General features: G+C 67.0%; 18 protein-coding genes and 1 riboswitch. Of the genes, 9 read left to right on the forward strand and 9 right to left on the reverse strand.

Annotation, left to right across the window (positions count from 1 at the left end; all coding sequences use genetic code 11):
• Positions 1–4: 4 nt before the first annotated feature.
• The 5 genes from ACTJLF_RS03535 to cysS all read right to left on the reverse strand — a co-directional run bounded on the left by ACTJLF_RS03535 (position 5) and on the right by cysS (position 5,504).
• On the reverse strand, positions 5–1,273 hold the full coding sequence (locus ACTJLF_RS03535; protein WP_019652220.1) for an aspartate kinase: 1,269 nt from the start codon (positions 1,271–1,273) through the stop codon (positions 5–7).
• 55 nt (positions 1,274–1,328) lie between these two features.
• A complete protein-coding gene (gene tilS, locus ACTJLF_RS03540) occupies positions 1,329–2,306 on the reverse strand; it encodes a tRNA lysidine(34) synthetase TilS (protein WP_126182066.1) in 978 nt (325 codons plus the stop codon).
• A 19-nt stretch (positions 2,307–2,325) separates the two neighbouring features.
• Positions 2,326–3,306: an acetyl-CoA carboxylase carboxyltransferase subunit alpha gene (locus tag ACTJLF_RS03545; RefSeq protein WP_440882502.1), complete on the reverse strand. Its 981-nt coding sequence runs from the start codon at positions 3,304–3,306 to the stop codon at positions 2,326–2,328.
• A 153-nt stretch (positions 3,307–3,459) separates the two neighbouring features.
• Positions 3,460–4,110 carry a DNA-3-methyladenine glycosylase family protein gene (locus tag ACTJLF_RS03550; protein ID WP_020722911.1) on the reverse strand — a complete coding sequence of 217 codons (651 nt, stop codon included), beginning with the start codon at positions 4,108–4,110 and terminating at the stop codon, positions 3,460–3,462.
• Positions 4,111–4,127: 17 nt separating this feature from the next.
• Positions 4,128–5,504 carry a cysteine--tRNA ligase gene (cysS, locus tag ACTJLF_RS03555; RefSeq protein ID WP_019652216.1) on the reverse strand — a complete coding sequence of 459 codons (1,377 nt, stop codon included), beginning with the start codon at positions 5,502–5,504 and terminating at the stop codon, positions 4,128–4,130.
• A gap of 216 nt (positions 5,505–5,720) precedes the next feature.
• Here cysS and ACTJLF_RS03560 point away from each other — a divergent pair, with 216 nt between their 5' ends.
• From ACTJLF_RS03560 to ACTJLF_RS03585, 6 genes are all read left to right on the forward strand, one after another.
• Positions 5,721–6,311 carry a tetratricopeptide repeat protein gene (locus ACTJLF_RS03560; protein ID WP_019652215.1) on the forward strand — a complete coding sequence of 197 codons (591 nt, stop codon included), beginning with the start codon at positions 5,721–5,723 and terminating at the stop codon, positions 6,309–6,311.
• Positions 6,312–6,397: 86 nt separating this feature from the next.
• Positions 6,398–6,991 (forward strand): peptidylprolyl isomerase, encoded by a 594-nt coding sequence (locus ACTJLF_RS03565; RefSeq protein WP_126182067.1) that lies wholly within the window; start codon positions 6,398–6,400, stop codon positions 6,989–6,991.
• A 54-nt stretch (positions 6,992–7,045) separates the two neighbouring features.
• Complete coding sequence (locus tag ACTJLF_RS03570) at positions 7,046–7,558, forward strand: peptidylprolyl isomerase (RefSeq protein WP_019652213.1); 513 nt, start codon at positions 7,046–7,048, stop codon at positions 7,556–7,558.
• A 46-nt stretch (positions 7,559–7,604) separates the two neighbouring features.
• Positions 7,605–8,387, forward strand: coding sequence for a UDP-2,3-diacylglucosamine diphosphatase (locus ACTJLF_RS03575; RefSeq protein ID WP_440882583.1), 783 nt, complete (start codon positions 7,605–7,607; stop codon positions 8,385–8,387).
• 17 nt (positions 8,388–8,404) lie between these two features.
• The gene (locus ACTJLF_RS03580; RefSeq protein WP_184603740.1) at positions 8,405–9,196 is read left to right on the forward strand and encodes a zinc-dependent peptidase; all 792 of its coding nucleotides are present in this window, start codon (positions 8,405–8,407) and stop codon (positions 9,194–9,196) included.
• A gap of 94 nt (positions 9,197–9,290) precedes the next feature.
• Positions 9,291–9,887 carry a hypothetical protein gene (locus tag ACTJLF_RS03585; RefSeq protein WP_132751284.1) on the forward strand — a complete coding sequence of 199 codons (597 nt, stop codon included), beginning with the start codon at positions 9,291–9,293 and terminating at the stop codon, positions 9,885–9,887.
• An 85-nt stretch (positions 9,888–9,972) separates the two neighbouring features.
• Here the strand turns inward: ACTJLF_RS03585 and ACTJLF_RS03590 are convergent, their stop codons facing one another.
• A complete protein-coding gene (locus tag ACTJLF_RS03590) occupies positions 9,973–12,825 on the reverse strand; it encodes a DUF349 domain-containing protein (protein ID WP_440882503.1) in 2,853 nt (950 codons plus the stop codon).
• A 255-nt stretch (positions 12,826–13,080) separates the two neighbouring features.
• Positions 13,081–16,914: a DUF748 domain-containing protein gene (locus ACTJLF_RS03595; protein WP_440882504.1), complete on the reverse strand. Its 3,834-nt coding sequence runs from the start codon at positions 16,912–16,914 to the stop codon at positions 13,081–13,083.
• A 670-nt stretch (positions 16,915–17,584) separates the two neighbouring features.
• On the opposite strand from ACTJLF_RS03595, the gene ACTJLF_RS03600 reads away from it, so the two are divergent.
• From ACTJLF_RS03600 to nrdR, 3 genes are all read left to right on the forward strand, one after another.
• Positions 17,585–18,424: a transglycosylase SLT domain-containing protein gene (locus tag ACTJLF_RS03600; protein WP_440882505.1), complete on the forward strand. Its 840-nt coding sequence runs from the start codon at positions 17,585–17,587 to the stop codon at positions 18,422–18,424.
• A 41-nt stretch (positions 18,425–18,465) separates the two neighbouring features.
• Positions 18,466–18,589: riboswitch (ZMP/ZTP riboswitch) on the forward strand.
• A gap of 41 nt (positions 18,590–18,630) precedes the next feature.
• Positions 18,631–19,875, forward strand: coding sequence for a serine hydroxymethyltransferase (gene glyA, locus ACTJLF_RS03605; RefSeq protein WP_019652206.1), 1,245 nt, complete (start codon positions 18,631–18,633; stop codon positions 19,873–19,875).
• A gap of 42 nt (positions 19,876–19,917) precedes the next feature.
• Positions 19,918–20,361 carry a transcriptional regulator NrdR gene (nrdR, locus tag ACTJLF_RS03610; RefSeq protein ID WP_007836918.1) on the forward strand — a complete coding sequence of 148 codons (444 nt, stop codon included), beginning with the start codon at positions 19,918–19,920 and terminating at the stop codon, positions 20,359–20,361.
• A 39-nt stretch (positions 20,362–20,400) separates the two neighbouring features.
• Here the strand turns inward: nrdR and ACTJLF_RS03615 are convergent, their stop codons facing one another.
• Together ACTJLF_RS03615 and ACTJLF_RS03620 are read right to left on the reverse strand one after the other, a co-directional pair.
• Complete coding sequence (locus ACTJLF_RS03615) at positions 20,401–20,862, reverse strand: type IV pilin protein (RefSeq protein ID WP_132798133.1); 462 nt, start codon at positions 20,860–20,862, stop codon at positions 20,401–20,403.
• Positions 20,863–20,872: 10 nt separating this feature from the next.
• Complete coding sequence (locus tag ACTJLF_RS03620; protein WP_440882506.1) at positions 20,873–24,052, reverse strand: PilC/PilY family type IV pilus protein; 3,180 nt, start codon at positions 24,050–24,052, stop codon at positions 20,873–20,875.

Here is a 24,052-nt window from a genome sequence, read left to right on the forward strand (position 1 = left end):
CTACTTAGGCGCCCGGCTGATCAAGATCGAAGGCTTTGTGCAGCGCGCGCACTGCCAATTCCATATATTTTTCGTCGATCACGACCGAGGTCTTGATTTCGCTGGTCGAGATCATCTGGATGTTGATGCCCTCTTCGGCCAGAACGCGGAACATCTTGCTCGCCACACCGACGTGGCTGCGCATGCCGATGCCCACGATGCTGACCTTGCAGATCTTGGTGTCGCCGACCACTTCGGTCGCGCCCAGCGAGGGCATCACCTTCGACTGCAGCAGGTCGATGGTGCGCGCGTATTCGTTGCGGTGGACGGTGAAGCTGAAGTCGGTCTTTCCGTCCTTGCTCAGGTTCTGGATGATCACGTCGACTTCGATGTTGGCGTCGGCCACTGCACCGAGGATGTGATACGCGATGCCCGGCTTGTCGGGCACGCCCAGCACCGAGATCTTGGCTTCGTCGCGGTTGAATGCGATGCCGGATACGACGGCTTGTTCCATGTTTTCGTCTTCCTCGAAAGTGATCAGCGTGCCGGACTTGGCCTCTTCATTGATGTCGATGTCCCACGGCGTGAAGCTCGAAAGCACACGCAGCGGCACCTTGTACTTGCCGGCGAATTCCACCGAGCGGATCTGCAGAACCTTGGAGCCCAGGCTCGCCATCTCGAGCATCTCTTCGAAGCTCACGGTCGTCAGGCGGCGTGCGTCGGGCTCGACGCGCGGGTCGGTCGTGTAGACGCCGTCGACATCGGTGTAGATCAGGCACTCGTTCGCCTTCATCGCAGCCGCGATGGCCACGGCAGAGGTGTCGCTGCCGCCGCGGCCCAGCGTGGTGATGTTGCCCTCGTCGTCCACGCCCTGGAAGCCGGTGATGACCACCACCTTGTTGGCGTTCAGGTCGGCCATCACGCGCTCGTTGTCGATGCTCTCGATGCGTGCCTTGGTGTAGGAGTTGTCGGTGCGCACCGAAACCTGCCAGCCCGCGTAGCTCACGGCCTCGACGCCCTCGGCCTGCAGCGCGATGGCCAGCAGCGCCGACGAAGCCTGCTCGCCGGTGGAGGCCAGCATGTCGAGTTCGCGGTTATGGGCCACGCCGGGTTTGCTGGGCGCCAGCTCCTTGGCCAGGCCGAGCAGGCGGTTGGTCTCGCCGCTCATGGCACTCGGAACCACGATCATCTGGTGGCCTGCGCGCGCCCACTTGGCGACGCGCTTGGCGACATTCTTGATGCGCTCGGTCGAGCCCATCGACGTACCGCCGTATTTGTGAACGATCAATGCCATGGGTGAAATCAGAGAAAAGGAAAGGGCCGCTGGATAGGCGGCGCCCTGCAAGCGGTCAGAGCGAAGTCTTCGGCGAGGGCGCAGCATTGTACCAATGCAGCAAGTCGCCCCTGCGTTCGACGAAACCGGCGGCCACCTTGAGGTGGATGCGATGGCCGCGCGTGGTGCAGGCCCGAACCTGGTCGAGCAGCTGATCGAGCTGCGCCGCGCTAGGCGCACATCCGTGCGAGCGCATCAGCCAGTGGCGCAGCACGTTGGCCTGCCGGGCGCGCGACAGCGCCTGCAGCGCGGCGATGCGCGGCGGGCTGCCGACGCTTTCCAGGTCCTGCGCCGCCAGCTCGCCCAGCAGCTGCTGGGCTTGGGCGGCATGGCCCACGCTGCGCGCGAAGGTGGCTCGGAACTGCGGAAAGGCCTGCTCTAGAGCGGGCAGGAGCACGGAGCGGATCCTGTTGCGGGTGTAGCGCGCATCGTCGTTGGTCGGGTCCTCGATCCAGGGCAGGTCGCGGCCGGCCAGCCATTCGCGGATCTCCGCTCCCGGGACCGCGAGCAGCGGCCGGTAGATGTCGAGCCCGCTGCGCTGGGCCAGCGCCGGCATGGCAGCCAGCCCCGGCAGCCCTGCCCCCCGCGACAAGGCGAGCAGCAGCGTCTCGACCTGGTCGTCGGCATGGTGCCCCAGCGCCACGGACCGGATCGCCGCCCTCGCCCCATCGGCATGCGCCATTTCGGCGAACGCCGCATAGCGGGCCCGGCGGGCCGCGTCCTCTGGGCTTTCGCCCGGCGCATGCCGGGCATCGACGCGATGGACGACCAGCGGCACGCCAAGGCGCTCGCACACCGAGCGGCAATGCCGCTCGAAGCCGTCGGCCGCTGCCTGCAGCCCGTGATGCACATGGAAGGCGACCACCTGCCCTGGCCAGCGCGCCGCGCAGGCAGCCAGCAAGGCGGTCGAATCGGCGCCCCCGCTGAACCCCACCGCCAGCGGCCATTGCGCCGGCTCGAACGCGGCGATGGCGCGTTCGAAAGCGGAGTTCATGGCAGCGCCCGGGCGGGAATCACCTGCCGGTATCGGCCTTGGTGTCGTTGAAGCGGCCGTAGCTCTGCAGGCGCTCGTAGCGGCGCTCCAGCAGTTCCTTCGGTTTCAGGTCGCTGACCTGGCGGAAGGCGTCGTTGAGGGCACGCTTGAGGAAGGCGGCCATCTGGCGATGGTCGCGGTGCGCGCCGCCCACGGGCTCGTTGACGATCTTGTCGACCAGACCCAGCGCCTTCAGGCGGTGGGCGGTGATGCCCAGCGCGTCGGCGGCTTCCTGAGCCTTCTCGCCGGTCTTCCAGAGGATGGAAGCGCAGCCCTCGGGGCTGATCACCGAATAGATCGAGTACTGCAGCATCAGCAGCTGGTCGCCGACCGAGATCGCCAGCGCGCCGCCTGAGCCGCCCTCGCCGATGATGGTGACGATGATCGGCACCTCGAGCTGCGCCATCTCGAAGATGTTGCGGCCGATGGCCTCCGACTGGCCGCGCTCCTCGGCGTCGATGCCGGGATAGGCGCCGGGGGTGTCCACGAAGGTGAAGACCGGAAGCTTGAACTTCTCGGCCGTCTTCATCAGGCGCAGCGCCTTGCGGTAGCCCTCGGGCTTGCTCATGCCGAAGTTGCGCGCGGTACGCTCCTTCGTGTCGCGGCCCTTCTGGTGGCCGATGACCATGCAGGGCACGCCGTTGAAGCGTGCGAGGCCGCCCACGATCGACAGGTCGTCCGAGAAATGCCGGTCGCCGTGCAGTTCGACGAAGTCGGTGAAGATCTCGTTGACGTAGTCCAGCGTGTAGGGGCGCTCCGGATGCCGCGCGATCTTGGTGATCTGCCAGGGCGTCAGGTCGCTGTAGATGTCCTTGGTGAGCTGAAGGCTCTTCTTGCCGAGCTGATCGATTTCTTCAGAGATGTCGACCGCGGATTCGGTCTGCACATAGCGCAATTCTTCGATCTTTGTTTCGAGCTCGGCAATCGGCTGCTCGAAGTCGAGGAAGGTTCGTTTCGCCAACGTCTTCTCCTGTTTATTTCAGTTTGCTGCCCGCTCAGCCACCGCACCATCCATTCCAGGAACACCGCGGAACCGGCTTTGCCGGGCCGCAGGTGTTGCCCCCTAGAGGGGGTTGGCGAAGCGACACGAAGTGCGCGCAGCCTGGGGGTGTTGCTAATACACGACTGGAGCGGGATCCAGCGATCGCCAAATATACCAAGTCGCCACGCTGCAATAAGGCGCCCACGCCACTGCGACGTCGCGGGCATCGCTGCGGCTGACGGGGTCTCCCGAAAAGTAGTTGACGCTGATGCCGTTGAGCAGCCCCAGGTCGTCCACGGGCAGCACGTTCGGGCGCATCAGGTGGAAGATGAGGAACATCTCGGCCGTCCAGCGGCCGATGCCGCGGATCGCGACGAGCTCCTCGATGATCTGCTCGTCGTCCATGTCCTTCCACGCATCGACGTGCACCAGGCCCGAGTCGAAATGCAGGGCCAGGTCGACGAGGTACTCGATCTTGCGTGCCGACAGCCCCGCGCCGCGCATGTCGTCGACCTTGAGCTTGAGCACGTTGGCCGGCGTCAGCTTGCGCGGCAGCGCGGCGAACTTGTCCCACACCGATTGCGCGGCCTTGACCGAGATCTGCTGGCCGACCACGCTGCGCGCGAGCGTGGTGAACGCGTCGCCGCGCGACTCCAGGCAGGCGTCGCCGAACTTCGGGATCAGCCGCTTCATCACGCGGTCCTTGCGCGAGAGGTGCTTGCACGCCTCTTCCCAATAGTCCGGCGTATAGATCTTGACGCTGGGCTTCCTGGGGGCGGGCATGGGGTTCGTCGTTCCGTTCACTGCGCAGCCGCCCAGGTCGTGCCCGTGGGCGAATCCTTGAGCACGATGCCCTGCTCGAGGAGTTCCTGGCGGATGCGGTCGGCTTCGGCGAAGTTCTTGGCGGCCTTGGCTGCGGCGCGCGCATCGATCTTGGCCTGGATGGTGGCTTCGTCGAGCGTGCTTCCGGCTTGCAGGAAGGCGCGCGGGTCGCCCTGCAGGATGCCCAGCGACGCGGCCAGCGCCTTCAGCAGCCCGGCGGTTTCGGCGGACTTGGTGCGGTTGACCTCGCCGGCCAGCTCGAACAGCACGGCAATGGCTTCCGGCGTGCCGAAGTCCTCATCCATGGCGGCCTTGAAGCGCGCGGCATGGGGCTGGGTCCAGTCGATCTCGACGTCGGCCGGCACGACCAGGTCGAGCGCGGTGTACAGGCGCTTCAGCGAATTGCGCGCGTCGTCGAGATGTGCGTCGCTGTAGTTGAGCGCGCTGCGGTAATGCGTGCGCACCAGGAAGAAGCGCAGGGTCTCGGCGTCGTACTTCTGCAGCACCTCGCGGATGGTGAAGAAGTTGCCCAGGCTCTTGGACATCTTCTCGTTGTCCACGCGCACGAAGCCGTTGTGCACCCAGAAGCGCGACAGCGGCTTGCCGTTGGCACCCTCGCTCTGCGCGATCTCGTTCTCGTGGTGCGGGAACTGCAGGTCGGCGCCGCCGCCGTGGATGTCGAAGGTCTCGCCGAGGGTGGCGCAGCTCATGGCCGAGCACTCGATGTGCCAGCCCGGACGGCCCGTGCCGTAGGCGCTTTCCCATTTGGCATCGGCGGGTTCGGTCGGCTTGGCGGCCTTCCAGAGCACGAAGTCGAGCGGGTCCTGCTTGCCGTCGAGCACCGCGACGCGTTCACCCGCGTGCAGCTCGTCGAGCGACTTGCCAGAGAGCTTGCCGTAGCCCGGGAACTTGCGCACCGCGTAGTTCACGTCGCCGTTCTCGGAGCGGTAGGCCAGGCCCTTCTGCTCGAGCTTCTCGATGATGCCGAGCATCTGCGGCACGTATTCGGTGGCGCGCGGCTCGATGGTGGGCGGCTCGATGCCGAGCGCGCCGATGTCCTCGTGCATCGCCGCGATCACCTCGTCGGTCAGCTGGCGGATGGTGATGCCGCGCTGCACCGAGCGGGCGATGATCTTGTCGTCGATGTCGGTGATGTTGCGCACATAGGTCACCTCGTAGTCGCTCGCGCGCAGCCAGCGCTGCACCACGTCGAACGCCATCATCATCCGGGCGTGGCCGATGTGGCAGAAGTCGTAGACCGTCATGCCGCAAACGTACATGCGCACCTTTCCCGGTTGCAATGGGGAGAATTCCTCCAATTCACGCGACAGCGTGTTGTAGATGCGCAGACTCATGAGATTCGGAAAACGTCGTTTCGCGCACGTGCGGCACGGGCGAAAGACGGTGTTTTTCAGGGGTGGCTGGGACTGTGTTCGCGAGGGGGTCGAGATAGCCCCTCGGTTACAATCCGCTCAAGTATAAACGGCCGCCGTCGGGTAGCGCCCGGGTGTTCCCCAAGCCCGCACCCCGAGCTCGCCCCCCGCATCTCCCCCCAATTCCGCCGAGGCTTCATGAAGCACGCCGCCTTCTCCAGACTCTCCATTGCCTTCGCACTGCTGTTCAGCCTCTGGGGCTCCGCCGCGCACGCGAACGAATACGACGACGTGAACGCGCTGCTGCGCCAGGGCAAGTCCAACGAGGCGCTCGCCAAGGCCGACACCTACATCGCCGGCAAGCCCCGCGATCCGCAGATGCGCTTCCTTCGCGGCGTGATCCTCACCGAGCAGAACAAGCAGGCCGAGGCCATTGCCGCCTTCACCCAGCTCACGCAGGACTTCCCCGAGCTTTCCGAGCCCTACAACAACCTCGCGGCGCTCTATGCGTCACAGAGCAAGTTCGACCAGGCGCGCGCCGCGCTGGAACAGGCCCTCAAGCTCAACCCGAACTACGCCACGGCGCACGAGAACCTCGGCGACGTGTATGCCCGCCTGGCTGCGCAGGAATACGTGCGTGCGCAGCAGTTCGCGAGCACCAACGCCAGCGTCGCGCCCAAGCTCGCGCTGATCCGCCAGATCTTCACCCCCAAGACCGAAGCCGAGGCGGCCGCCCTGCCCCCCGCGCCGGCGGTGATCCGCAAGCCTGTCGGCCGCACGAGCAAGTAACCAGGTCATCCAATCCGTCGCCGCCGCGGCACCGCCATGGTCTGCACGGCGCGGGACCGTTCCTCCATCCGCATACGGAGCCTCACTTGACGATCCATTCACTCTCTCGCTTCAGCCGCCGCGGCGCCCTCGCCCTGGCCGCCGCATTCGCGTTCGCCGCCAGCGGCCATGCGCAATCGGCCACGCCGCGCGTCAAGCTCGCCACCACGGCCGGCGACATCGTGGTCGAACTCGACGAAGCCAAGGCGCCCAAGACGGTCGAGAACTTCCTGCAGTACGTCAAGGACAAGCACTACGACGGCACTGTGTTCCACCGCGTGATCGACGGCTTCATGATCCAGGGCGGCGGCTTCACGGCCGACCTGCAGCAAAAGCCCACGCGCGCGCCCATTCCGCTCGAGGCGAGCAACGGCCTGAAGAACGACAAGTACACGATCGCCATGGCGCGCACCGGCAACCCCAACTCGGCGACCTCGCAGTTCTTCATCAACGTGAAGAACAACGACTCGCTCAACGCGCCCAACCCCGATGGCTACGGCTACACCGTCTTCGGCAAGGTCGTCTCCGGCACCGACGTGGTCGACAAGATCCGCGCCGTGGCCACCGGCAACAAGGGCGGCATGCAGAACGTGCCGCTCGAAGCCGTCACCATCAAGTCCGCCACCGTCGTGGCGAAGTAATCGCATCGCATCGGTTTTCGAATCGGTTTTTCCCTTCCCAAGCAGGAGCCCAACATGAGCAACCCCCAAGTCGAACTGCACATCAAGAACCTCGGCGTGATCACGCTCGAACTCGACGCCGCCAAGGCGCCGAAGTCGGTCGAGAACTTCGTCTCCTACGTGAAGAAGGGCCACTACGACAACACGGTGTTCCACCGCGTCATCCCCGGCTTCATGGTGCAAGGCGGCGGTTTCGAGCCCGGCATGAAGCAGAAGCCCACCGACGCCGAGATCCAGAACGAAGCCAACAACGGCCTGAAGAACGACAACTACACCGTGGCCATGGCCCGCACCAGCGCGCCCCACTCGGCCACCGCCCAGTTCTTCATCAACGTGGCCGACAACGGTTTCCTGAACCACACCGCTCCCACGGCCCAGGGCTGGGGCTACGCCGTGTTCGGCAAGGTCATCAACGGCACCGATGTGGTCGACAAGATCAAGGGCGTGAAGACCGGCCGCAAGGGCTTCCATGACGACGTGCCGCTCGAGGACGTCGTGATCGAGAAGGCCGTCGTCACCGCGGAATGATCCTCGACCGGGCCAGCTCGGCGGCAACGGCGCCGGCAGCATGAGCATGGCGGCGAACCCGGCTTTCGCTGAGCTGGTGGCGCCGCCCGGGTGGCGCACGGTCGACCTCATCTCCGACCTGCACCTGCAGGCCGGCGAGCCCGCCACCTTCGAGGCCTGGCAGGGCTATCTGCAGACCACGCCGGCGGACGCGCTCTTCATCCTCGGCGACCTCTTCGAGGTGTGGGTGGGCGACGATTCCGCCGCGCAGCCCGGCGAGCCCGCGACCTTCGAGGCCCAGTGCGCCGAGCTTCTGCGCCGCACCGCGCAGCGCCTGCCGGTTTTCTTCATGCACGGCAACCGCGACTTCCTCGTCGGCCCCGCCTTCGCGGCGCAATGCAACATCACGCTGCTCGACGACCCGACCGTGCTGGTGCTGCACGGCCGGCGCTGGCTGCTGAGCCACGGCGACATCCTCTGCCTGGAAGACACGGAATACCTGAAGTTCCGCGCCCAGGTTCGCACGCCCGGATGGCAGGCCGCGTTCCTCGCCCGCCCCCTCGAAGAGCGCCGCGCGCTCGCGCGTTCCATGCGCGTGCAGAGCGAAGACCGCAAGCGCAACCCGTCGATGGTCTGGGCCGACGTCGATACGCCGGCCGCGCGCGACTGGCTGCGGCAGGCGAATGCCCACGCGCTGGTGCACGGCCACACCCACCGGCCTGCCGACCATGACCTGGGCGACGGCCTGCGCCGCATCGTGCTGAGCGACTGGGATGCCGCCGCGCATCCTCCGCGCGCGCAGCTGCTGTGCCTCTCGCCCGCCGGCGCGCAGCGCGTCGACCTGCGCTAGCCGCGCCGCCGACGACGATGTTCAAGTGGCTGCGCCGCCTGCGCGCCCTGCCCCCGATCCCCGAAGCCGCCTGGCAGGCCACGCTGCGGCGCTACGCCTTCCTGGGGGCGCTGTCCGAGTCCGACCGCCAGCGGCTGCGCACGCTCACGGCCGAGTTCCTGCGCGACAAGGAATTCCACGGCGCCAAGGGCTTCACCATCACCAACGAGGTCGCGCTGGCCATCGCAGCCCAGGCGGTGCTGCCGGTGCTGCACCTGAAGGGCGGGCTGAACTGGTACGACGATTTCGTCGGCATCGTCGTGCATCGCTCCGAGGTGGTGGCGCGGCGCAAGGTGGTCGACGAAGCGCAGGTGGTGCACGAATACGGCGAAGTCGTCGCCGGCGAGGCCATGGACCGCGGCCCCGTCATGCTGAGCTGGGACGACGTGCTGGCCAGCAGCATCACCAGCGAGCGCGGCTACAACGTCGTGATCCACGAGTTCGCCCACAAGATCGACATGCGCAACGGCGAGGCCAACGGCTGTCCGCCGCTGCCGCCGGGCTTCGCCGGCCAGCGCAGCTCGCGCGCGGCCCGCGAGGCCTGGCTGGCCGTGCTGCAGCCCGCCTACGAGGACTTCCGCGAGCAGACCATCAAGGCCGAACGCTTCGGCACCGAGGCGCCGTGGCTCGATGCCTACGGCGCCACCTCGATCAGCGAGTTCTTCGCGGTGGCTTGCGAGGCCTACTTCGTGAACCGCCCGAACTTCGCGCGGGACTTCCCTGGAGTGCTCGCGATCTTCGACGAATTCTTTCTTCCTAAACAGCCTTAATTCCACACCCAGACTCAGTTGTCAGCTATCCATTTGATAGCGATTCAACCCTTAACATCGACGGGTTATCAACTCGTCCAAAAAGGTACACAACATGAGGGACTGGCTCTATCAACTCACGGGCAAGGCATGGATCGCACTGGTGTTCGGCATCGGCATCCTGGGCTGGGCTGCGTATGCGCAGTTCAAGGCGAGCTCCGATACGCACGGCACGGCCGTCGAGGATCTCGTCGCGAAAAGCGGCACGATCGTCAGCGGCAGCGAGGTCACCGAGACCACCAAGCGCCGTCGCGGCGGCACCAGCACGCGCCGCTACTTCGTGCTCGACGCGAAACTGGCCGATGGCAACACCGAGAAATGGCGCGTCGACTACGCGGTCGGCCGCAGCAAGCTCGAGCCGCTGATCGACGAAGCCGTCGAGGTGAGGGTCGATCCCTCGGACAACAACCTGGTCTACGAAGTGAAGCTCAAGGGCAAGCCCGTGGTGTCGCTGGCCGACGTGCAGAAGATCATGGAGGTGAAGGACAAGGCGGCCGCCTCGAGCGCGACCGACAAGGGCACGCTGATCGTCGGCGCACTCGCGCTGCTGCTGGGCATCGGCGGGCTGCTGGTCCGCCGGAAGATCCGCGACGGCTACCTGGCCGAGCAGGCCGGCGCCGTGCAGACGCCGGCCATCGGAGAGAAGGTCTGAGCCGGGCCGGGTCTCGACCGGCCTGAAACGAAAAAGAAAAGGCGCCCCGCGGGGCGCCTTTTTCGTGGAGGCAGCGACCTGCGCCTTACTTGCGCAGCAGAGCCTTCAGCGCGTTCTGCAGGCGGCGTGCGCTGGCGGCGTCATGCGCAGCGGCGAGCACCTTGCCGGCGTCCTGGCCCCAGGTCTGCGACGGCGCCGGGTCGCCGCGCTTCGTCAGCAGCTTCAGCTGCAGCGCACGGCGCGCCTCGAGCTGTTCGGCTGGCGTCGGCACCTCCGCTGCCATCTCGAGGCGCAGCAGCGCTTCGGCGGCATCGTTGGCGGCAGCCGTGGGCGCGGAGCCGATGGCTTGCGACCAGCCGCTGCGCACAGCCGGCGTGACCGCCCGGCCCAGCTCCTGCACGCTCGGCAGGCGGCTGGCATCGCGCTGCTCCCAGGCGCCCAGCACCTGGGTCAGGGCCTCGCCATGGGCCTGGGCAGCGAGCTTGCGCAGTGCCATGTCGGCGCGCTCGAGTGCCTCGCGCTGTGCCCTGAAGGCTGCGTCGCCCAGGCGCGGGCCGCGGTCTTCGCGCGGAGGACGGTCGCCGAAGCGGCCGCCCGGGGCGCCGCGATCGCCGCCACGAGGAGCCCCACGGTCGCCGCGATCACCGCCGGGACGACCCGGACCACCGGCACCGGGACGGCCGCCATCGCGGCGGTCGCCGAAGCGGCCACCGGCACCGCCACGCGCGGCAGGCGCCGCCTCGGCCTTCTTGCTGCTCGGGCGGTCGTCGCCGCGCATCGCAACGACGGGCTTGGGTGGAGCCTTCGGCGCAGCAGCCGGGGCCTGGACGGCTGCGGCGGCTTCACCGCTGTCGTGCGCCGCAGCATCGGCGCGCGCCGACGCGTCGGCACCGTCGGCGGGCGCCACCAGGTCCTCGGCAGCAGCGGATGCCGCGCCTGCTTCGTGGAACGTGCCGGGAGACGCTTCCGCATCAGCCGGGCTCGGCGCTTGTTCGGCGCTTTCACCGAATTCTGCGGCTGCCTGCCCAGGCGCCACGATCTCGGTCGCACCGACCGCCGGGCCGTCGGCCTTCGGCGCGGGCGGCGGCGCTTCGCCGCGCAGGGCGCCTTCGAGGCGCGCGATGGCCGAGCGGATCTTCTGCGCGTCGCCGGTGGCATTGGCCGCGTCGAGCGCCTTGGAGGCCTCCAGCACATGGCGGTCGTGCTCGTTCATCGCGGCCGATGCCTTCTCGCGCTCGGCCGTCTTGCGGTTGAAGGCCTCGTCGATGGGCGCGCGGAAGGCATCCCAGAGCTTCTGTTCCTGGCGGCGATCCAGCGGCACGCTCTGAGCTTCGGCCTGCCAGCGCTGCTGCAGCGCCTTGACGGCATCGATGCGCAGCACCGGCTGGGCGCCGAGCTCGGCCGCCTCGGCGATCATGGACTGGCGGCGTTCGATGCTGGCCTTCTGAGCCTTCTCGAACGGGGCACGGGCGGCGCCGAAAGCCTCGTTCCACAACGGCTGCAGCTCCGCGAACACCTTCTCGCCCACGTGGCCGGCATCGCGCCAGCGGTCGGCGAACTGGTGCAGCGCGCGGTTGTGCGCCTTCAGGTCGGTGGCCCCGGCGTGTTCGGCGGCCCAGGCCTTGACCTCCTCGATCAGGGCAACGCGCAGTGCGCGGTGCTCGGCCGCATCGGCGCGCACCTTCTCGAGCCAGGCCTCGACCACCTTGTGGGCTTCGTTGCAGGCCTCGTCGAAGCGCTTCCACAACGCGTGGTTCGGCACCCCGCCCTGGTCGGCCTGCTTCCACTGGTCGCGCAGCGAGCGCAGCGTTTCCTGCATCTTGCGGCCGCCCAGCGCCTGGCCTTCGGGGCGCTTCAGCAGGCCTTCGGCCTTGGCGACCAGGTCTTCGCGCACCTTGTCGGCACTCCAGCGCTGCCAGCCTTCGAGTTCGCCCGCAGCGACCAGCGCGGCATGCACGCGGGCTTCGAGGGGAGCGTCGACCAGCTTGCCGTGCTCCTTGAGCACGGCGCGCAGCGCGGCAGCCGCGCCGGCGCTGGCCTTGCCATGGCCTTCGGCGGTTTCCTGCTCGAGCTTGGCGAGCGCAGCCTGGACGGCCTCCTGCGCGGCGGCACGCACGGCCGGATCGACCTTGGGCGCGGCCGGACGGGCCGGCGCCGCAGGCTTGGGCGCCACGACCTCACCGCGCGCGGCGCGCAACTCGTCAGCCCACACGGGCACCGGCGGCAGCGGCGCTGCAGCGTCGGAAGCCGCGGCAACGGCCTGCGCCAGAGCGCTGTGGAACGCGTCGGAAACCACGAGCAGCTGCGACTTGGAGGCTTCGAGCTGGGGCGCGAACTTGGCGTCGAGGCTGCTCCAGTTGACATCGGCCACGATCTCGGCGGCCTGCTGCTGCCAATGCGCCACGTCGGCGCGCAGCGATTCCTCGGCGGCCTGGGCGTCCTGCCAGCCCTTGGTGGACAGCACCTCGAAGCGCTGTGCCAGCAGCACGGCGGCTTCGCGATGAACCTGCGCGCGGTGCTGCAGGTCTTCGATGCCCTTGACGCGCTCCGACAGCTTGAGCTTCAGGCTCGCCAGCGGCTCGCGCGACAGGGGCGCGCCGGCCTTGGCGGCATCCCGCTGCCAGGCGAGCGCATCGGCGATGTTGAGCTTGGACTGGGCGACCAGCGCCTCCGCCTTCTGGGCCCATTCGGCGGCGATGGCCTCCTGGCCCTTGGCGCGCTTGAGTTCGTCGAGCTTCTCGCGCAGCAGGCGTGCGGCGCCCTTGTCACGACCGCTCAGCTCCTTGAAGACTTCCTGCATCTGCTCGGGCGCGGGGTTGCCCGCGAGCCAGTCGCGGATGCGCGCAGCGCGCTCGCCGGAGGTCGGCGCGGTGAAGGCGCCGCCGGTGAGCGTGTCGAGGGCCTGAATGTCGTGTGGCTTGGAAGAATTAGAGGTCACTGCGCGAAATCGTTGTCTTGGTGGAGAAAGCGAAGGCGCCGGCAAAGGCCGGCGCAGATCGACATTTTGACCCACTTGGCGCCGCTCGCTGAATTCCGCCATGAAACGGCGGCACTGCGCGGTACCGTGGGCCGGGGGGCTGACGGACTACATATATAGCAAGCTCGAGCGAAAAACCAAGGGGCGGGCAAGTCCGGGCGAGTGCGACGAAGCGCCGACCAACCGCGCGTCGCCCTCCCCGCACCCTCCCCCGGCTCACTTCATGGTGAGGCTCAGCTCGGCGCCGGGCTTCCAGTCGCTGCCGCTCGCACTGGTACGCACCGCGCCCAGGAAGAGCCGTTCGCTCGGCACGTTCTTGGCCAGCAGGTAGTCGCGCACCGCCGCACCGCGCTCCACCGCGAGCTGGCGCATCGACTCCTCGTCGACGGGCACGCTGGCGAAGAGCAGCTTTTCCATGTCCTGCAGCGGCAGATCCTTGGCCAGGCCGACGATGTTGCGCGGCTTGGTGATGTCGGCACGCTTGTACACGGCAGTCAGCAGCTCGGGATATTCGGCGTCGGTCACGGGCGGCACGTCGGTGCCGGTCTGGCCGCCGCGCACCGCGACGCGGCGCTTCTCGGCATAGGCCAGCTGGCGCACGCGCTGGCGCTGGTAGGCGTCGCGTTCCTTCTCGAGGCTGGAAGTGCCGACCACCGTCATCTGCAGCGTGGGCCGGTCTGTCAGCGCCTTGGCGACCTTGTCGAGGCTTTCCTTGGCGGAAGCGCTGAGTTCGGAGCTGCCCGCCTCGAAAGTGATGGCGCTCGATTCGCCGCTGCCGCCGCCCAGGCCGCCCGTGAGCAGGCTGAACGGCGCGGTCACCGCCTTGACGACCAGGTTGACCACCGCCTTCCAGATCAGCGGGCCGATGCTGAACTGCGGGTCGTTGAGCGATCCGCTGAGCGGCAGGTCGACGTCGATCACGCCGTTGCGGTCAGCCAGCAGCGCAACAGCCAGCTTCACCGGCAGGCTGTTGGTGGAGCCGGCCACCTCGTCGCCGAACTGCAGCTGGTTGAGCACCAGCTTGTTGGTGGCGGTGAGCTGGCCGTCGGGCGCGACCTTGTAGTTGACGTCCATGCTCATCTTGCCGCGCTCGATGCCGTGGCCGGCATAGCGCACCGAGTACGGCGACAGCGGCGCCAGGTCGAGGTCGCGCATCTTGGCGGTGATGTCGAGTTCGAGCGGCTTGGCCAGCGGGTTGAGCTTGCCCGTGATCTCCAGCGCGGCGGTCTGCTGCGCCTTGCCGCGCAGCTCGAGGTCGGCCAACGCAGGCCGGCCGCTCTCGCCCTTGGGCGGGTTGGACGAGAAGGAACTGAGCTTGCCGGTCAGCTCGCTCAGGTCGGCCGAGTAATTGGGCTTGACGAACAGGTCGGTGAAATCGATCTTGCCGTTGACCAGGCTCATCGGGCCGAAGTTGATGACCGGCGCCAGCCCCGCATCGGCCGGGGCCGCCGGGGCGGCGGCGGTCGCGGCCGCCGCCGGCTTCGCGGGTTCCGGCCCTGCGCCGACCATTTCCTCGGCCGACATCGGCCTGCCGGCGGAAGCCTTCGGCGCCGATGCCTTGGCCGTCGTCGTGGTGGTCGTCCCACCCGGGCCCTTGCGCGTGTTGGCCTCTCCAGCGGCCGCCGCTGCGGCAGCGGCTTCCGCTTCGCCCTTCTTCGTCAGGCTCAGCAGATTCAGGCGGCCGGTCGGGTCGACGATCACGCGGGCGAAGAAGTCGGTCAGAGTGGTCTCGCGCACGTCCACGTTCGGTGGCGTATTGGGCGCCATGCTGACCTGCAGTCCGCGCAGGCTCAGCGTCTTCCAGCTCAGCAGCTGGTTGTTGTTGCGGTCGAAGCCGGGCGACTGGGTCAGCGAGACGCTGTTGGCGCGGAAGTCGTCGAGCGCGGTGTCGCCGGCCAGCTTCACGCTCATGCCTGCGGGCGAGGTCGCGTAGCGCACCGTGCCGCGATAGCTCGCGAAGGCACGGCGGATGTCGATGTTGAGCGCATCGGCGTAGTAGGCCTTGAAGGCGTGCGCCGGGAACGACGCGATCTCGACCCTGCCCTCGGCCGCCAGCGGCTTGAGCACGATGTTGCCCTTGTAGTCGAAGCGGCCCGGATCGGAGCGCCCGGAGCCGATGCGGCCCGACACCTCCAGCGGCGACGTCGCGCTGGTTTCGGGCGCCAGCTTCTGGGCGTGCAGCTTGAAGGCCGTGACTTCCACTGTCACCGGGGCGGCGCCGGCCTTGTCTGAATAAGAGAGCGCGCCGTTGTCGACCGCCAGCGTGCCGATGGTCAGCGCCCACGGCTTGGTGTTGGCGCCGGGCTGGGGCGCCTCGGCGGCCGCGGGCTTGGGCGCGGCGACCTTCGCCTCGGCTTCCTTCGTGGCACCGCCTCCGGCCGGTGTCTTGAGCCAGCGTTCGAACATCCAGCGCTTCTCGCTGTCGCGCTCGACGCGGATCTTGGGATTGGTCGCGGTGAACGAAGCCACGTTCAGCGTGTGCTTCGTCATGTCGGCCTCGGCATCGACGAGCTCGAAGCGACCGACGCTCGCCAGCGCGGTCTTGCCCTGGGTCAGCGCCAGGCCGTCGGCGGCGACGCGGCGCGCCTTGAACTTCAGGTCGGGCTGGGCCCATGCAATGTCGATCTGGCCGCTGAGCTTGCCGTCGAGCGTGGGTTCAAGGCTCTGAGCCAGGTAGGGCGCCGCCAGCGAGAGCGGCAATGCCTCGACCTCGGTCTGCACGTCGGCCACCTTGTCGGTGGCGCTGCCCTTGAACTTGAGCGAAGCGCCTGCGATGGCGGTGCTGCCGCTGAACTCGGCGGGCTTCTCCATCGGCCAGGTGACGCCCGACACGTCGATTCCGAGGCCGGTGAGGTCCACGGCGGCGGCCGGATTGACGGTCTCGTCGCGCCAGCCGATACGGCCACCACTCAGTGCGACCTTGTCGACCTGCACCTTGAGCGCCGGCTTCTGCGCCGGCTGGCCTGCCGCGGCCGGTGCGCTCGCCGCCGCTGCGGGCGGCGCAGCGACCTTTTCCGCCGCGCCGGTGGCCGGGTCGGTGGCCAGCAGGTTGAGCTTGCCGGCCGCGTCGCGCGCCACCGCCAGCTGCGGATTGGCCAGCGCGACCTCGCTGAGGTGGAACGCCGACTCCAGCGGCCGAACATCGGCCAGCCCCAGCTTGAGCGAGTCGAAGGCCAGCAGGTCGCGGCCTCGCGCGTCGGCCACCTTGGTGGCGTGGGCCTCCACGGTGCCGGTGATCTTCAGGCCGGTGGTGGCCGCCTGCTCGAAGGCGATCTTCAGATCCGCATCGAGGCTGCCCGCCTGCAGCTTCACCGGCAGCCCGCCGGGGATGTAGCCGAGGTAAGGCACCAGATCGAGCCCCTTGAACTGCACGTGGGCGTCGGTCTTGCGGCTGTCGGCGAAAGGCGTGGTGAAGGCGGCCGAGTCGAACTTGCTGCCGTTGAGCGCGAACGCGAGCTTGGGTTCGGTGTTGACGTCGCGCTTGGAATCGAGGTTGCTCAGGAAAGGCACCTTCAGCACGAAGTCGCGCAGCTCGTGCTTGCGCTTGACGGTCTGGTCGTCGAAGTCGACCGAGCCGCCATTGATGGCGATGTTGTAGATGGCGAAGCGCGCGGGCTTGGCGTTCGGGTCGGGCGGCGGCCCGGCCGAGAGCTTGGCCAGGATGTCGTCGATGTCGTATTTGCCGTCGGCCAGGTGCGTGAGCAGGATGGCCGGGCCGTCGATGGTGACGGCGTCGATCACCGGTGCGAGGCGGAAGATCGACTGCAGCTCGGCGTCGGCGTAGATGCGGTTGACGGCCACCTGCGGCTTGCTGCCGTCGGCGGTGGCGATGCGCAGGTCGTTCAGCGTGAGTTCGAGAGTCCAGGGCTTGAAGTCGATCTTGCCGACGGTGACCTGCCTGCCGAGTTTCTCGCTTGCGATCTTCTGGAGCTGGCTCTTGGCGATCGGCGGCACTGCCAGCCATGCGATGACCCAGAAGGCCAGGAGCGCAAGCAAAGCGACGATCCCACGCCGCACCCATTTGTTCTGTTTGATCGAAGCTACGTCCATCGCTGGAGTGTGCCGCAAACATGCGCCGGCGCTGCGTACGCAGAAAGGACGCACGCGCATCTGCGGGAGAAATACCGCAGACAGTCCATCGCGGAGTTTCCAGAATGAAGAAAGCCCGGAGAGTCGACGAGCGTCTTCTCACCGGGCTTGATGGCGGGCCCAAAACCCATGCCATCGATTCGCGCGACGGGAAGTCGATGGTTCCCACCGTGCTGGCAGCAAGAGATTGCCACCGTGGCTCCTCGACCGCCGAACCCTCGGACTTGCACCTCGGGTTTCCCGGGCCTCGGAAGAACGCCTGAAAATCCAGGCCCGTTCAGATTAGGCGTGGCTCCCTCCGATTGCAAACGTGTTTTACAAAGGGATTTCCCCTAAGCCGAAACGCCTCTGTGGCGGTCAACTTTTTAAACAATTATTAGCATAAGAAAACAAATGCTTATGCTTGACCGGGTATTTAGCCACGCTAGAATCCGCGCTGCCCTGACTGCCCGACGCAGAGGGGCCACCTGAAACCGCTGCCGGGTTCCCCGGCTTGATCAGGTCACCGCGCACCCAACCAACCCCTTCACTCCATGCGCGGAGCCTGATTCGTACCAATCCAAGCGCCGCTGCCTTCATCCCTCGCCTTCCATGGCGTTGCGAACCGGGTGCCGCACAGAAAGGAAGAGCGATGAATAAGGCGTTTGATGTCACGGCCCGCGGGCTACGGACTTTCCTGTCCGACGTGGCAGACGGCTTTTTTGAAATCACGCACAACGGGTTCGCGCTGGTCGGCCTGGCCATCGTGTTCGCGGCCCTCGCCCTGGTGGCGCGGCCCGACCTGCGCAAGACCGGCGAAGAGGAACTGATGGGCTGGCTGCAGTCGCGCAAGCCCGCCCCCGAAGCCACGGACCTCGAGCCCACGGCCATCGAGCGCACCACGGCTGCGAGCCCCGCCGATCTGCCCAAGCAGCAGGCGGCCGTGGCCTACTGGCTGAGCAAGAAGTACCGCGTGGCCGCCGAGCCGCTGAGCGTGCTGGTGGCCGAGGCCTACGGCATCGGCAAGCGCACCAAGATCGATCCGACCCTGATCCTCGCGATCATGGCCGTCGAATCCAGCTTCAACCCCTTCGCCCAGAGCCAGGTCGGTGCCCAGGGACTGATGCAGGTCATGACCCGCGTTCACGGCGACAAGTACGAAAGTGCGGGCGGCACGCTCACCGCCTTCGACCCGGTCACCAACATGCGCGTCGGCGTCAAGGTGCTGCAGGAATGCATCGCCCGCGCCGGCTCGCTCGAAGGCGGACTGCGCTACTACGTGGGAGCGGCCAACCTCGAGGACGACGGCGGCTACGCCGCCAAGGTGATGGCGGAGCACGAGCGCCTGCTGCAGGTCGCCAACGGCCGCGCGCCGTCCACAGTCGCGCCGCCGACCGTGCGGCCGCAGCCGATCCCGGTGGTCGCCCCTCCCGCGAAGCGCGAGGAAGGCGGCGAACCCGCCAAGGTGGCCCTGCTGTCTTCCGTTTCCTGAAGGAGTTTCGGCAGCGCGGGTGCGGCCTGCTGAGCTACACTCGAGCGGTACGCGACTGGCGATAGGCGCAGCACCCATCAAGGTGCCACGCGCTGACGTGGAATACCACTGGGAAGCGTACCGCCTGGTCACACAGGCGTTCAGCCGTTCGCCTGGGCAGCCCTTGTTTGGTTGAAGAACAAGGACCTCGTCTTCAAAGGACTGCCATGTACCAACGCAATATCCTGGTCGAACAGACCGACCCCGAAATCTGGGCCGCGATTCAAGCCGAGAACGCACGCCAGGAACACCACATCGAGCTGATCGCCAGCGAGAACTACGCCTCCCCGGCCGTCATGGCCGCCCAGGGCTCGCAGCTCACCAACAAGTACGCCGAAGGCTATCCGGGCAAGCGCTACTACGGCGGCTGCGAACACGTCGACGTGGCCGAACAGCTGGCCATCGACCGCATCAAGCAGATCTTCGGCGCCGACGCGGCCAACGTGCAGCCGCACTGCGGCGCCTCGGCCAACGAAGCCGTGATGCTGGCTTTCCTGAAGCCCGGCGACACCATCATGGGCATGAGCCTGGCCGAAGGCGGCCACCTGACCCACGGCATGCCGCTGAACATGAGCGGCAAGTGGTTCAACGTGGTGAGCTACGGCCTGAACGAGAAGGAAGAAATCGACTACGACGCGATGGAGCGCAAGGCGCATGAGCACATGCCCAAGCTGATCATCGCGGGTGCCTCGGCCTACTCGCTGCGCATCGACTTCGAGCGCTTCGCCAAGGTGGCCAAGGACGTCGGCGCGATCTTCATGGTCGACATCGCCCACTACGCCGGCCTCGTGGCTGCGGGCGTCTACCCCAACCCGGTGCCGCACGCAGACGTGGTCACCTCCACCACCCACAAGAGCCTGCGCGGCCCGCGCGGCGGCATCATCCTGATGAAGTCGCAGCACGAGAAGGCGATCAACAGCGCGATCTTCCCGGGCCTGCAAGGCGGCCCGCTGATGCACGTGATCGCCGCCAAGGCCGTGGCGTTCAAGGAAGCCATGTCGCCCGAGTTCAAGGCCTACCAGCAACAGGTGGTCAAGAACGCCCAGATCGTGGCCGAGACCCTCACCCAGCGCGGCCTGCGCATCGTGAGCGGACGCACCGAAAGCCACGTGATGCTGGTCGACCTGCGCTCCAAGGGCATCACCGGCAAGGAAGCCGAAGCCGTGCTGGGCAGCGCCCACATGACGATCAACAAGAACGCGATCCCCAACGACCCGGAAAAGCCCATGGTCACCAGCGGCGTGCGCATCGGCACCCCCGCCTTGACCACCCGCGGCTTCAAGGACGAAGAGGCCCGCATCACGGCGAACCTGGTTGCCGACGTGCTCGAGAACCCGCGCGACGCGGCGAACATCGAAGCGGTGCGCGCCAAGGTTCATGCCCTGACGAGCCGCTTCCCTGTCTACCGCTGATCTGTTGTCGGCTCGTAGAGAGAAGCAGGAAGACCTGGCCGCATGAAATGCCCCTTTTGCGGCCATCTTGAAACGCAGGTCGTGGAGACCCGCGTTTCAGAAGACGCCGACTTCGTCCGCAGGCGCCGCCAGTGCAGCGCCTGCGACAAGCGCTTCACCACCTACGAACGGCCCGACGTCAACTTTCCCGTGGTCGTGAAGAAGGACGGCAGCCGCGCCGACTTCGATTCGACCAAGGTGCGCGCCTCCATGATGCTGGCGCTGCGCAAGCGCCCCGTGAGCATCGAGCAGATCGACAACGCGCTGCTGCGCATCGAGCAGAAGCTGCTGGCCAGCGGCCTGCGCGAGATCGATTCGACCAAGGTCGGCGAGCTCGTCATGCGCGAACTCAAGAAGCTCGACAAGGTCGCCTACGTGCGCTTCGCCTCGGTGTACCGCAGCTTCGAGGACGTGGACGAGTTCAGGCAGTTGCTGCGCGATATCTGAGCCGCGCCGCGCGCCCCTACCTCCTCTCTCCGCCCGAATTCAGCGGGTCCAGCAGAGCTGAACCAATGAATCCGCGCTGCTTGTCCGCCCTGCGGCCAGTTTGACGCCTCGATGGTTCACCGTCAGCGTTCCGCACTCGTCTGCGGCTGACGCGCCTTGAGGTACGGCCTGCAGGGTATAGCTGGTTTCGCTGCGAGATACATAGCCTATGTTGTAGCTGGCCGATCCGGACGAAGGGGACTGCTTCAGCCCGGAGGGCAATCCGACGCTGCCGAGCGGATATTTGCCGTTGGCTGTCAGGTAGCGCTCGTTCCATTGCGCCGCCTGCAGCAGTTGCTGCTTTGCGTCCGCGCGCTTGGCCCGCAGCACATAGCGGGTGTAGCTCGGGTAGGCAATGGCAGCGAGGATTCCGATAACCACCGTCACGATCATGAGTTCGATCAGCGTGAAGCCGCACGAACGAGCCCACGGGCGGGCTTGTGCTCTGGGATTCTTGTCCATGGTTTCCGTTTCAGTCGCTCGAAATCAGACTGCGCCAGCCGAATCGGCGCACGATGTCCGGCCGGATGGGTGACTTGCAGTCGCCAGCGGCATTGCAGATCACGTCCTGGCCCTTCTGCCGGTTCTGCGGCTGCAGGACCAGGTCGTCCCTGCCGGAGCGGTTCCTGAAGCCCGCGTAGGCGCCCACCGCACCGGATGTGGTGTACGAAATGCCTGCAGGTGCGGAGCCGCTGAAGAAGTCGATCAGCAGCGACCACCCGTCGTCGCCCGTGCCGGCGGCGCAGTCGACCGAATTGCTGCTCGAACCAGGGATGGTTGTCGAGAACAGACCCACGCCGCTGCCCAGGACGTCACCTGGATAGACGATGCGCTCGCCGGCCACCGGCAGCTTCAGATGCCAGCCACGCCGGGCCCGCGAACCGCCGAAGCTCACGCCATTGCGGGAGACGGTGCGCAGTTCGGCGTCGCCCTCAGTGACGGAAGCGTCGCCGATGGTCTGCGCCACGAGATCGGTGAAGGCCGCAGTGCCCGAGCTTCCGTTGGCCAGGTCCCGGATGCCATACAGGTACTGGTCCGCAGTCGAGCCTTCATCACCCGAGGCGAAAAGTCGTCCAGTGCCGAACACCACCATGTAGCCCCCGTGGGGATGCCCGACCACAACAGGCGCCGCCGTGATCGGCTGGCCGGCTCCTGCTGCAAACAACGGCTTGTCGTCGAGGCCGGAGGCGGATTCCGATCCGGCCGCGCGGCGCCTGTCGAAGGGCCCCATGGTGGCCTTCCACCGGCGGCTGTCGGTGCTGCTGAGATCGAACTTCCAGAGATTGCCGAGCAGGTCGCCGGCGTAGACAAGGTCGACCTTGCCGTCGCCGTCATGGTCCACCGGACGTGGCGCGGACAGGCCGTTGCCCGTGTCTTTCGCCTGCGTGGTCGGCGCGGGAATCTTGAGGATTTCCTTGTCCCCATCGAGATACTGGATCCACAGCACCGCCTTCTCGCTCCTGCTGTTGTAGCCGTTGCCCAGGATCAGGGCCTTTCGGTCGTTGCTCAACTGTGCGACCTGCAGCGCCCGCCCCGAGAAGGCGTCGATCGCAGGCTGCTGGAACTGATGGCCCAGGTCATCGTCCGCAAGCGCGGTCGTGTCGATCAGCGCCACGGCGGCGGCATTGCCTTCGTCGATGCTCTCGGGCCTCGTGACGTCGAGTACGAAGTACCCCTTGCCACCCGCGCCCAGGGTGCCCACGAGCAGCGACTTCCAGTGGGCCGCCTTCTGCGCGTCGGTCGTCCTGGCCGAGGATGCCGCCCCCATGTAGATGTCGGCGACGAAGGCACTCCCGTCGACGTAGTACCGGTGGGTGTAGCCGCCTTCGCTGAGCCACTTGAGATTCGGCACCGCCGCCGTGCCGTAGAGGCCTTCGGGCACGTAGGCGAACGCCTCCTTGCCAGTGCTTGCGTTGAAGGCGTGCAGCATGCCGTCGTTGGCGCCGACATAGACCATCGGCGCGCGAGGGACTGCTGCGAACGCGGCGTAGGCGTTACCTGTGAAGCCGCTTTTCGGTTGTCCCGAATACCAGACGCTGGAGCCCACGATATCGCCGAGCACGTGGCCGCGTTTGCGGAACTGGCGACCGGCGCCCTCGTTGCTGCGGTCCCCGCGCAGGAAGTCGAGCACGGCCCGACCCAGGGCGGCGCTTTCGGGACCGGTGTCGGCGCTGGCCTTGAGCGCGGCTCTCTGCACGTCGCTCAAGGCGGCCCACCTGAACGGCACGCCCACGCCGGTCGTCGCCGCACGCCCCCCCGACGCAGGCGTGGTGCCTGAGAAGCTGAGCACATTGCGATCCCGGTCGTGTGCGCCAGCGCTTGCCATGCGGGTATCGAGCAGATCACGCGCCGACCAGTCGGCTTTGGCAGAGAGCTTGCCGTCGGCGTCGAACTTCGTGGCGCTGAGGCTGCCGGACCAGTCGGCCGTGTCGTAGCCGGCCCGATAGACGGAAGTGTTGGTCGAGACCCGGGAAGCGTTTGCCGAGATCGACGTCAGCGGTGTGCTGGTGTTGACAAGAACCTGTCCGAGGATCGATTTGAAGGCACCGCTCAAGGCTTGGGCATTGGAAACCGGCGTGAACGTGCCGCGGCTGTTGAGGGCGGCATGCCAGAGGTCCATGCGTTCGTTACCCTCGAACGGGTTCAGCCACCGGATCGAGCCGTCGACCAGGCGGGCATAGTCTCCGCTGTAGCTGGGCTGCGATGCAGTTGCAGTTGCAGAGATTTTCGGCGACGACCACCACGTGCCCGCGGCACCGAACCCGATGAAGTGAGTCGTCAGGTGCTGCCAGGTGGCCGGGTCGTTCTTGGGATTCCAGTACTCGGGAAGCTTGGCGCTTCCGACTGTCGCGTCGCCGGGCTCGGCAATGATCTTCCTCAGGTTGTTGGGCACCCCCGGCTGCAGGTCGGTGGCCCAGTAGTGAAAGCTCAAGTCGGCGAGCGTCGGACGCTTCGTCCTGCCGAAGTTGTCGGCATAGGGTGCACGCGGCTCGTAGCGCGTTGAGTCGGGCAGGACGCGGCGAGAGCCATCTTCATTGGCAACCGCGGGCATGAAGCTCTCCAAACCCGTGGGATGCCAATAGTCGCCATCCGTCATGAAGATATGGAACGACCTGCGGCAACTCGACTGCGCGGCTCCAGCCACGCCCGGCTCATCCGAGAAGGGGCTGTGCTGACCGGTGGTCTGCATGTACTCGCCGGCGCGGGCCATCATCTCATGAAGAGGCGTGCCGCCCGTCGCCTGAACGGCGTCGACCCAGGCCATGAAATTGGCTCGGTGCGTCCGGTCCAGCGAACGCATCAGGTTCGCGTTGACGCGTCCGCCGATCAGGCAAGGACGCTCGGCGTTTCGGAATGCAGCGCAGTTGCGATCGCTGTGGTCGTCGTTCAGCGACTGCCAGGCCAGACGGATGCGGTGATCGGGCATGTTGGCCTCGGAAAAGTTCTCCTTGAGCGCAGCGCGCAGGGTCGCCATGCCGCTGCCGTCCATGCTTCCGGAGTTGTCGACCGAAACGATCACGTTCGGCGCGGGCTCTGCGACCGCGGCATTTCGCGGCACCTGCGCCAGCGGATACTGCGCAGCGTGGACGATGGTCTGTGCAAGTACGAGGCCCGACATGACTGCGCGTGCTGGCAACTTCCTGATCCTCAT

Source organism: Variovorax sp. 22077 (assembly GCF_052044195.1).
Taxonomy (GTDB): Bacteria; Pseudomonadota; Gammaproteobacteria; order Burkholderiales; family Burkholderiaceae_C; genus Variovorax; species Variovorax atrisoli.

What these genes read in the sequence shown, in the direction of transcription:
- tilS (WP_126182066.1), bottom strand. Translation starts at nt 2,306, where the DNA reads ATGAACTCCGCTTTCGAACGCGCCATCGCCGCGTTCGAGCCGGCGCAA.
- ACTJLF_RS03560 (WP_019652215.1), top strand. Translation starts at nt 5,721, where the DNA reads ATGAAGCACGCCGCCTTCTCCAGACTCTCCATTGCCTTCGCACTGCTG.
- nrdR (WP_007836918.1), top strand. Translation starts at nt 19,918, where the DNA reads ATGAAATGCCCCTTTTGCGGCCATCTTGAAACGCAGGTCGTGGAGACC.
- cysS (WP_019652216.1), bottom strand. Translation starts at nt 5,504, where the DNA reads ATGAGTCTGCGCATCTACAACACGCTGTCGCGTGAATTGGAGGAATTC.
- ACTJLF_RS03615 (WP_132798133.1), bottom strand. Translation starts at nt 20,862, where the DNA reads ATGGACAAGAATCCCAGAGCACAAGCCCGCCCGTGGGCTCGTTCGTGC.
- ACTJLF_RS03600 (WP_440882505.1), top strand. Translation starts at nt 17,585, where the DNA reads ATGAATAAGGCGTTTGATGTCACGGCCCGCGGGCTACGGACTTTCCTG.
- glyA (WP_019652206.1), top strand. Translation starts at nt 18,631, where the DNA reads ATGTACCAACGCAATATCCTGGTCGAACAGACCGACCCCGAAATCTGG.
- ACTJLF_RS03595 (WP_440882504.1), bottom strand. Translation starts at nt 16,914, where the DNA reads ATGGACGTAGCTTCGATCAAACAGAACAAATGGGTGCGGCGTGGGATC.
- ACTJLF_RS03550 (WP_020722911.1), bottom strand. Translation starts at nt 4,110, where the DNA reads ATGCCCGCCCCCAGGAAGCCCAGCGTCAAGATCTATACGCCGGACTAT.
- ACTJLF_RS03620 (WP_440882506.1), bottom strand. Translation starts at nt 24,052, where the DNA reads ATGAGGATCAGGAAGTTGCCAGCACGCGCAGTCATGTCGGGCCTCGTA.
- ACTJLF_RS03570 (WP_019652213.1), top strand. Translation starts at nt 7,046, where the DNA reads ATGAGCAACCCCCAAGTCGAACTGCACATCAAGAACCTCGGCGTGATC.
- ACTJLF_RS03535 (WP_019652220.1), bottom strand. Translation starts at nt 1,273, where the DNA reads ATGGCATTGATCGTTCACAAATACGGCGGTACGTCGATGGGCTCGACC.
- ACTJLF_RS03575 (WP_440882583.1), top strand. Translation starts at nt 7,605, where the DNA reads ATGGCGGCGAACCCGGCTTTCGCTGAGCTGGTGGCGCCGCCCGGGTGG.
- ACTJLF_RS03585 (WP_132751284.1), top strand. Translation starts at nt 9,291, where the DNA reads ATGAGGGACTGGCTCTATCAACTCACGGGCAAGGCATGGATCGCACTG.
- ACTJLF_RS03580 (WP_184603740.1), top strand. Translation starts at nt 8,405, where the DNA reads ATGTTCAAGTGGCTGCGCCGCCTGCGCGCCCTGCCCCCGATCCCCGAA.